The 6,348-nt window shown below is 71.2% G+C and carries 6 protein-coding genes; 2 read left to right on the top strand and 4 right to left on the bottom strand.

What is annotated here, in order from left to right; genetic code table 11:
* Nucleotides 1–118: 118 nt before the first annotated feature.
* The 3 genes from ACFVS0_RS16640 to ACFVS0_RS16630 form a co-directional block, all read right to left on the bottom strand.
* Entirely contained in the window at nt 119–1,441 is a 1,323-nt protein-coding gene (locus tag ACFVS0_RS16640) for an oligosaccharide MFS transporter (RefSeq protein ID WP_430588575.1), read from the bottom strand.
* A complete protein-coding gene (locus ACFVS0_RS16635) occupies nt 1,441–2,469 on the bottom strand; it encodes a family 43 glycosylhydrolase (protein WP_430552449.1) in 1,029 nt (342 codons plus the stop codon). Before ACFVS0_RS16635 ends, ACFVS0_RS16640 begins: the two co-directional genes overlap by 1 nt.
* Before the next feature lie 203 nt (nt 2,470–2,672).
* A complete protein-coding gene (locus ACFVS0_RS16630; RefSeq protein WP_430588574.1) occupies nt 2,673–3,296 on the bottom strand; it encodes a pentapeptide repeat-containing protein in 624 nt (207 codons plus the stop codon).
* 276 nt (nt 3,297–3,572) lie between these two features.
* Between ACFVS0_RS16630 and ACFVS0_RS16625 the strand changes: the two genes are divergently transcribed.
* Together ACFVS0_RS16625 and ACFVS0_RS16620 are read left to right on the top strand one after the other, a co-directional pair.
* Nucleotides 3,573–4,154 carry an alpha/beta family hydrolase gene (locus ACFVS0_RS16625; RefSeq protein ID WP_430588573.1) on the top strand — a complete coding sequence of 194 codons (582 nt, stop codon included), beginning with the start codon at nt 3,573–3,575 and terminating at the stop codon, nt 4,152–4,154.
* A gap of 130 nt (nt 4,155–4,284) precedes the next feature.
* Nucleotides 4,285–5,577, top strand: coding sequence for an ABC transporter substrate-binding protein (locus ACFVS0_RS16620; protein ID WP_430588572.1), 1,293 nt, complete (start codon nt 4,285–4,287; stop codon nt 5,575–5,577).
* An 83-nt stretch (nt 5,578–5,660) separates the two neighbouring features.
* Here the strand turns inward: ACFVS0_RS16620 and def are convergent, their stop codons facing one another.
* Entirely contained in the window at nt 5,661–6,347 is a 687-nt protein-coding gene (gene def / locus ACFVS0_RS16615; protein ID WP_430552445.1) for a peptide deformylase, read from the bottom strand.
* Nucleotide 6,348 lies beyond the last annotated feature (1 nt).

The raw sequence follows: 6,348 nt of genomic DNA, 5'->3' as shown, positions 1-6,348 counted from the left end.
GGTGGTGCCTTCCCTCCCCCCACTCCCCCCCCCCCCGCCACCCCCCCACGATCCGTCTGTGGCCCCTTCGCCGCGATACGACACCCCCGGAAACCGCATGTTCGGCCGGACGGGACTGTCAGGCGGAGGCGCCCTCCGGCGCCGGTGTGCCGTCGGGCAGGGCGTGCCGGCGGTCGTCACGCATGAGGACGCTCGCGACGATCGTCACCACGACCACGACGACGCCCATGACGATGTACGAGTGGCCGAAGCCGATCGTGTCGTACGCGGCGCCGAACGCCCACGAGAAGATGACGATGCCGATCTGCTTGGCCATGTTGAAGCCGAGCATGTAGGCCGTGGCCGAGATCCGGACGTCGAACATGCGAGTCAGGTACTTCATCACCGAGATCAGCATGAGCGGCATCTCGATCGCGGCGAGCAGGCGCCAGACGATCAGCATCTCGGTGGAGGTGAAGAACGCCGAGCCGAGCACGCGCACGACGAGGACCAGGCCGAACAGGAGGAGGCCGTTCTTGGCGCCGATCCGGTTGATGAGGAACGGCGTCGCGATCATGACGACCGCCTCGAGCAGGATCTGCACGAACACCACGCGGGAGAACAGCACCTGCGAGTCGATGCCGCCGGTGACGAACTGCGCGAAGTAGTTGGGGAACTGCTGGTCGAACACGTCGTAGAGGGCCGCCGTACCGAACATCAGCACCATGAAGCCGACGAACGACCGGTTCGTGAGGAGCTCCCTGACGGTGGCGAGGGAGACCTTGGTGCGGGCGCCTCCGTCGGCGTCGCCGCTCACCGCCGCGTACCCGGGCTCGCCCGGCTTGGGGGTGCGCGCCACGAAGAGGAGCACCCCGAGGACGATCGCGGAGAAGGTCCCGGCCCACCAGATGTTGTCGGGGTTCGAGGCCCAGATGAACCCGCCGACGAGGGACGCGGTGGCGCCGGCGACCGACCCGAACAGGCGCACGTGCCCGTACTCGAAGCCGTTCGCCCGCGCGTTGCGCTCGTTGAAGGTCTCGACGATGCCGACGCCCGCGTTGAGCGTCAGCGACAGGAAGATGCCGCCGACGACGGCGCCGAGCACCTGGTTCGCGTTGACGATCGGCGTGAACACGAACGCGAAGAACGGCCCCATCATCGCGCCGACCAGGACGACGAAGGCGAAGAGGTTCTTGCGGAAGCCGAGCTTGTCCTGGATGAAGCCGTAGAACGGCTGCAGGCAGAACGCCGTGAACGCCATCACCGAGTTCAGCAGACCGATGTTGCCGTGCGACATCCCGGCCTCGGTCTCCAGCCAGCGGCTGAGGAACGTGAAGGCGAGCTGCCAGATCGCGAAGTAGAAGAAGAACAGTCCGCCGAAGTTCCAGAACGCGGGCTTGCGCAGCGAGTCCCGGGCGCGGGGCTTGGTGGCGCCGTCGGGGGTCGCGGTGGTGGTGCTCATCAGAAGGCTCCGTCGGCGGGGAGGACCTCGGTCGAGGTCGGGGTGGGGCGGGTGTCGGGCACCGGCGTGCCCCACACGGGGTTGCCGTCGGCGTCGAAGGGCAGCACCTGCGCGCGGGCGTGGCGGTTCGGGTCCCACAGCGGGTCGCCGGAGATCTCGGTGTAGGTGCGCGCGTGGTAGACGAGGACGGCGTCGCCGTCGGGCGTCTCGGTGAACGAGTTGTGGCCGGGGCCGTACTGGCCCACGGACGGGTCGCTGACGAACACGGGCTCGGTGCTCTTGGTCCACGACGCCGGGTCGAGGAGGTCGGCGCCCGAGTCCGCGGTGAGGAGGCCCATCGCGTAGTCGATGCCGGTGGCGGCGCCGGAGTAGGTGAGGAAGACGCGGCCGTTCCGGACGAGGACGGACGGGCCCTCGTTGACCCAGAAGCCCTTGGTCTCCCAGTCGAACTCGGGGCGCGTCAGCTCGACCGCCGGGGTGGCGAGCGTCCACGGGTTCGCCATGCGGGCGATGTACAGGTTGGAGTGGCCGCGGACCGTGAGGTCCTGCTGCGCCCAGACGAGGTACTGCTCGCCGTCCGTCACGAAGCTCGTGGCGTCCAGCGCGAACGACTCCCACCCGGTGTCCACCTGGCCGCGCTCGATCCACTCCCCCTCGAAGGGGTCGTCGGCGGTGTTCTCCAGCACGAAGATGCGGTGGTTGAACGTCTCGTTCTCGCTCGGGGCGTCCACGGTGCCGTGGTCCACGGGGGCGGCGGCGTAGTAGATGTACCAGGCGCCGTGCACCCGGTGGATCTCGGGGGCCCAGATGAGCTGCGACTGCGGGCCGGTGGCGTGCCGCTCCCAGATCGTCACCTCCTCGGCCTTCTGCAGGTCCTCGAGGCGGTCGGCGCGGCGCAGCACGATGCGGTCGTACCGGGGGTGCGAGCCGGTGAAGTAGTAGGTGCCCTCGTGCCGGAGCACGCACGGGTCGGCGCGCTGCAGCACGATCGGGTTGACCGTGACCTGGTCCGTCAGTTCGGCCTGCATGGTGTCTCGTCCTCCGGTGTCCTGCTCTGGTCCGGCAGCGCGCAGCGGTGCTGCTCCACGGGAGAATGTAAACGATGTAAACCGACCCGCGCTGTGACCTCGGAGACGCCTTTCCCGAGAGCCGCGCCATGACCTGCGCGAAGGTGCCCGCGATGTGACGAGGCCCACCCCGGAGCCGCCCACGGAGCAGGACGGCGGGAGCCTCAGTGCGTGACGACGAGCCCCAGCGACTCGGCGAGGACGACCGCCTGGGCCGGGTCGACGACGGCGCCGGTCAGCCGGGCCGCGCGCGGGTCCAGCGCCGACAGGTCGGTGCCGCGCAGCACCGCCCCGCGCAGGTCGACGTCGGCCAGCTCCGCGCCCGACAGGTCCACGCCGATCACCGTGGCCCCGGACAGCCGCGCCCCGTCGAGGTCGGCCTCGCGCATCCGCAGGCCCTCGAGGTGGACGCCGTCCATCGCCGCCCGGCGCAGCGTGACGAAGGACCAGTCCCCGCGCTCCGCCCGCAGCAGGTCGAAGCGGCAGTCGTCGAAGCGGGAGCCCACGAGCTTGCAGCCCTCGAACGACGCGTCGAACAGGTTGGTGCGGCTGAACGTGCACCCCGTGAACGCGGACTCCCGCCACGCCGACGCGTTGAACCGCGCCCCGCGGAACGTGCACTCCTCGAAGGTGGCGCCGGTGGCCGTCACCTCCGTGAGGTCGACCTCCACGAGCTCCACCCGCTCGAACGTGCGGCCGGAGAGGTCCCGGCCGTACCAGTCCTCACCCCGCACGGTGCTCCCCGGTTCGATCGTGTCCGGGACGGTCCTCCGCTCGGCGTCGCTCATCCCCGAACGCTAGCCCGACCCGACGACACCGGCCCCGCCCTCGGTGCGGCGCCCCGCGCCCACGCCGAGGCGTAACCCGACCGCGGACAGATGGCGACATCCCGGGCATCGCTCTGTCACGCGGACTACCTCGCGGGATCTCGCGCTACCTCGGCCTGGTCCGGACTACCTCGCGGGATCTCGCGCTACCTCGGCCTGGTCCGGACTACCTCGCGGGATCTCGCGCTACCTCGGCAGGTCGGGCACGACCTCGGCGGAGCGGGTGACACTGGACCCGTGCCCGACACCACGACGCCCCGAGGGCTGATCCTGACGCCCGGCGCGGGCGCGAGCCGCGACCACCACACGCTCGTGGCGGTGGAGCGGCGGCTGGCCGCGCTCGACCCGCCGCTGCCCACCGAACGCGTGGACTTCCCGTACCGGCTGGCGGGCAAGCGGATGCCCGACCGGCCGCCGGTCGCCGTCGCGCACCTGCGCGACGAGGCGGCGCGGTTCGCCGGGTCGCTCGGCGTCGGGACCGACGCGCTGCTGCTGGGCGGCCGGTCGTACGGCGGACGGATGTGCTCGATGGCGGTGGCCGAGGGCCTGCCCGCGGCGGGCCTGGTGCTGCTCAGCTACCCGCTGCACCCGCCGGGCAAGCCCGAGAGGCTGCGGGTCGAGCACTTCCCGCAGCTCGACGTCCCCGTGCTGTTCGTCTCGGGCGACCGTGACCCCTTCGGCAACCCGGACGAGCTGGCCGAGCACGCGGCGTCGATCCCCGGCCCGGTCACGACGATCACGCTGCCCGGCGCGCACGACGTGCGCGGCAAGGACGACGACGTCGCAACCGCCGTCGCGGACTGGGCGCGCACGCTCTGACCTCTCCCGCGCGCCCGCATGTCCACCGATGCGCGCTTTTGTCCGCTCGCGCTCGGCACGACCGTCCGCCTGCCAGCATCTGTCCCGTCACGACCGTCGTCCGACGGCACATGTGTGCAAGGAGGCCCTCATGTCCACGAGAAAGCTCCGACGCTCCGGCGTCGCGTTCCTCGCCGTCGGCGCCGTCGCCGCGCTCGGCGCCTGCAGCGGCGGCGACGCCTCGGGCGGCGGCGACGAGGACGTCACCCTCACGTTCGCGTGGTGGGGCGACGCGTCGCGCGCCGAGCGGTACGAGAAGGCGATCGACCTGTACGAGGAGAAGAACCCGCACGTCACCATCCAGTCGTCCTACGCGTCGTTCGCCGACTACTGGACGTCCCGGAACACGGAGGCCGCGAGCGGCAGCCTGCCCGACGTGTTCCAGATGGACGTCTCGTACCTGTCGCAGTACGGCGGCACCGGGCAGATCGCCGCGCTCGACGAGTTCGCCGCGGACGGCACGATCGACATCTCGACGTTCCCGGAGAACGTCATGCCGGCCGCGAAGGTGGACGGCAGGCTGGTCGGCATCCCGACCAGCACGGGCGGCATCGCGAACTTCTTCAGCACGGGTCTCCTGAAGGACCTCGGGGTCGACGTGCCCGACGGCGACCTCACCTGGGACGAGTACGACGCCGTCCTGTCCCAGGTCGGCAAGGCCGGCACGGACCACGACCCGAAGGTGAGCGGGTCGACGCAGTACACGCAGATCTGGACGGTCTTCGAGATCTGGCTCGCGCAGCAGGGCAAGTCGCTCTACGCCGCGGACGGCGCGCTCGGCTTCACGGAGGCCGACCTCACCGCGTGGTGGGAGCGCGCGACGCCGCTGTTCGACGACGACGGGTTCATCGACCCCAAGCGGCAGGAGCAGCTCAACGGCGCGGACGTGCTGGGGTCGGGCGTCACGGCGAGCGAGCTGAGCTTCTACAACTTCCTGGTGCGCTTCTCGGAGGGCAGCGCGGGCGGCGAGTTCGCGATGACGCTGCCGCCGGCCGACGATCCCGGCAACCGGGGCCTGTACCTCAAGCCGTCGCTGGAGCTGTCCATGTCGGCGAACTCGGAGCACCCCGAGGAGGCGGCGAAGTTCATCGACTTCATCGCCAACGACCCCGAGGTGAGCAAGGAGTTCGGTCTCTCGCGCGGCGCCCCGATCTCCCAGCCCGCGCTCGACGCCCTCGAGCCGGAGGGCCTCGACAAGCAGATCCTCGAGTACTGGGAGCAGCTGTCCGAGGTGGCCGGCGACACTCCCCCGCCGCCGCCCGAGGGCGCCGGCGCCGTGGAGGTCGAGTTCACCCGCATCGCGCAGGACATCGGCTTCGGCACCACCGGCCTCGACGACGGCGTCAAGGAGTTCTTCTCCATCGCCCCGGGGATGCTGGGCTGACGCCCGGACCCGCACCGGGCGTGCTGCCCTGATCCTCGAACAGCGGTCTTGAGGATCAGGGCAGCACGCTCGACGCGTTGCCTTCAGCGGCCGCCCGCGGGTGTCGCCGGGTACTCGGCGGGCTTCTTGCCCAGCTCGACGGCGAGCTCGTGCCGGCCCGCGAGGATGTCGGCCCGCTCCTCGTCGCGCTGGCGCAGGGCGTCCGCCTGCAGCTCGGGCGAGAGGTGGTCCCAGTACAGGGTGCCGTCGAGGTGCTGCGCCTCGTGGATGAAGGCGCGGGCCAGGAACCCGCGGCCGGAGAGCTGCACCGGGCCTCCGTGCTGGTCGACGCCCCGCACGGTGGCGGCACCGGGTCGCTCCAGCGGCTCGTACGCGCCGGGCACCGACAGGCACCCCTCGTCCTCGGTCTCCGGCTCGGCGTCGTGGTCCATCTCGAGCACGGGGTTGACGACGTGCCCCACGTGCCGGTCGCCGCGCTCGTCGGTGACGTCGTAGACGAACAGGCGGATCCCGACACCGACCTGCGGCGCCGCCAGCCCCACGCCCTCGGCGTTCTCCATCGTGGCGAACATGTCGTCGACCAGGCGCGCGAGCTCCGGCGTGGAGAACGTCTCGACGGTCGCGGCGGGGGTGTGCAGCACCGGCTCGCCGATCTCCGTGATCCGCAGCACGCGGCCGCGCGCCGCCTCCGGCGCCTGGGCCGGGTACGGGTCGGCGGGCTCCCCCAGCAGGTACGTGGTGGGCCGACGTCGTCCGAAGCTCCAAGCCATG

Origin of the sequence: Isoptericola sp. NPDC058082 (assembly GCF_042885055.1) — a bacterium.
GTDB lineage: Bacteria > Actinomycetota > Actinomycetes > Actinomycetales > Cellulomonadaceae > Isoptericola.
The sequence above is the reverse complement of the archived record's forward strand: the minus strand, read 5'-3'. Positions and strand labels throughout refer to the sequence as shown.

Bases quoted from the DNA above. Each gene is read 5' to 3' on its own strand.
- ACFVS0_RS16640 (WP_430588575.1), bottom strand. From the start codon at position 1,441: ATGAGCACCACCACCGCGACCCCCGACGGCGCCACCAAGCCCCGCGCC.
- ACFVS0_RS16635 (WP_430552449.1), bottom strand. From the start codon at position 2,469: ATGCAGGCCGAACTGACGGACCAGGTCACGGTCAACCCGATCGTGCTG.
- ACFVS0_RS16630 (WP_430588574.1), bottom strand. From the start codon at position 3,296: ATGAGCGACGCCGAGCGGAGGACCGTCCCGGACACGATCGAACCGGGG.
- ACFVS0_RS16620 (WP_430588572.1), top strand. From the start codon at position 4,285: ATGTCCACGAGAAAGCTCCGACGCTCCGGCGTCGCGTTCCTCGCCGTC.
- def (WP_430552445.1), bottom strand. From the start codon at position 6,347: ATGGCTTGGAGCTTCGGACGACGTCGGCCCACCACGTACCTGCTGGGG.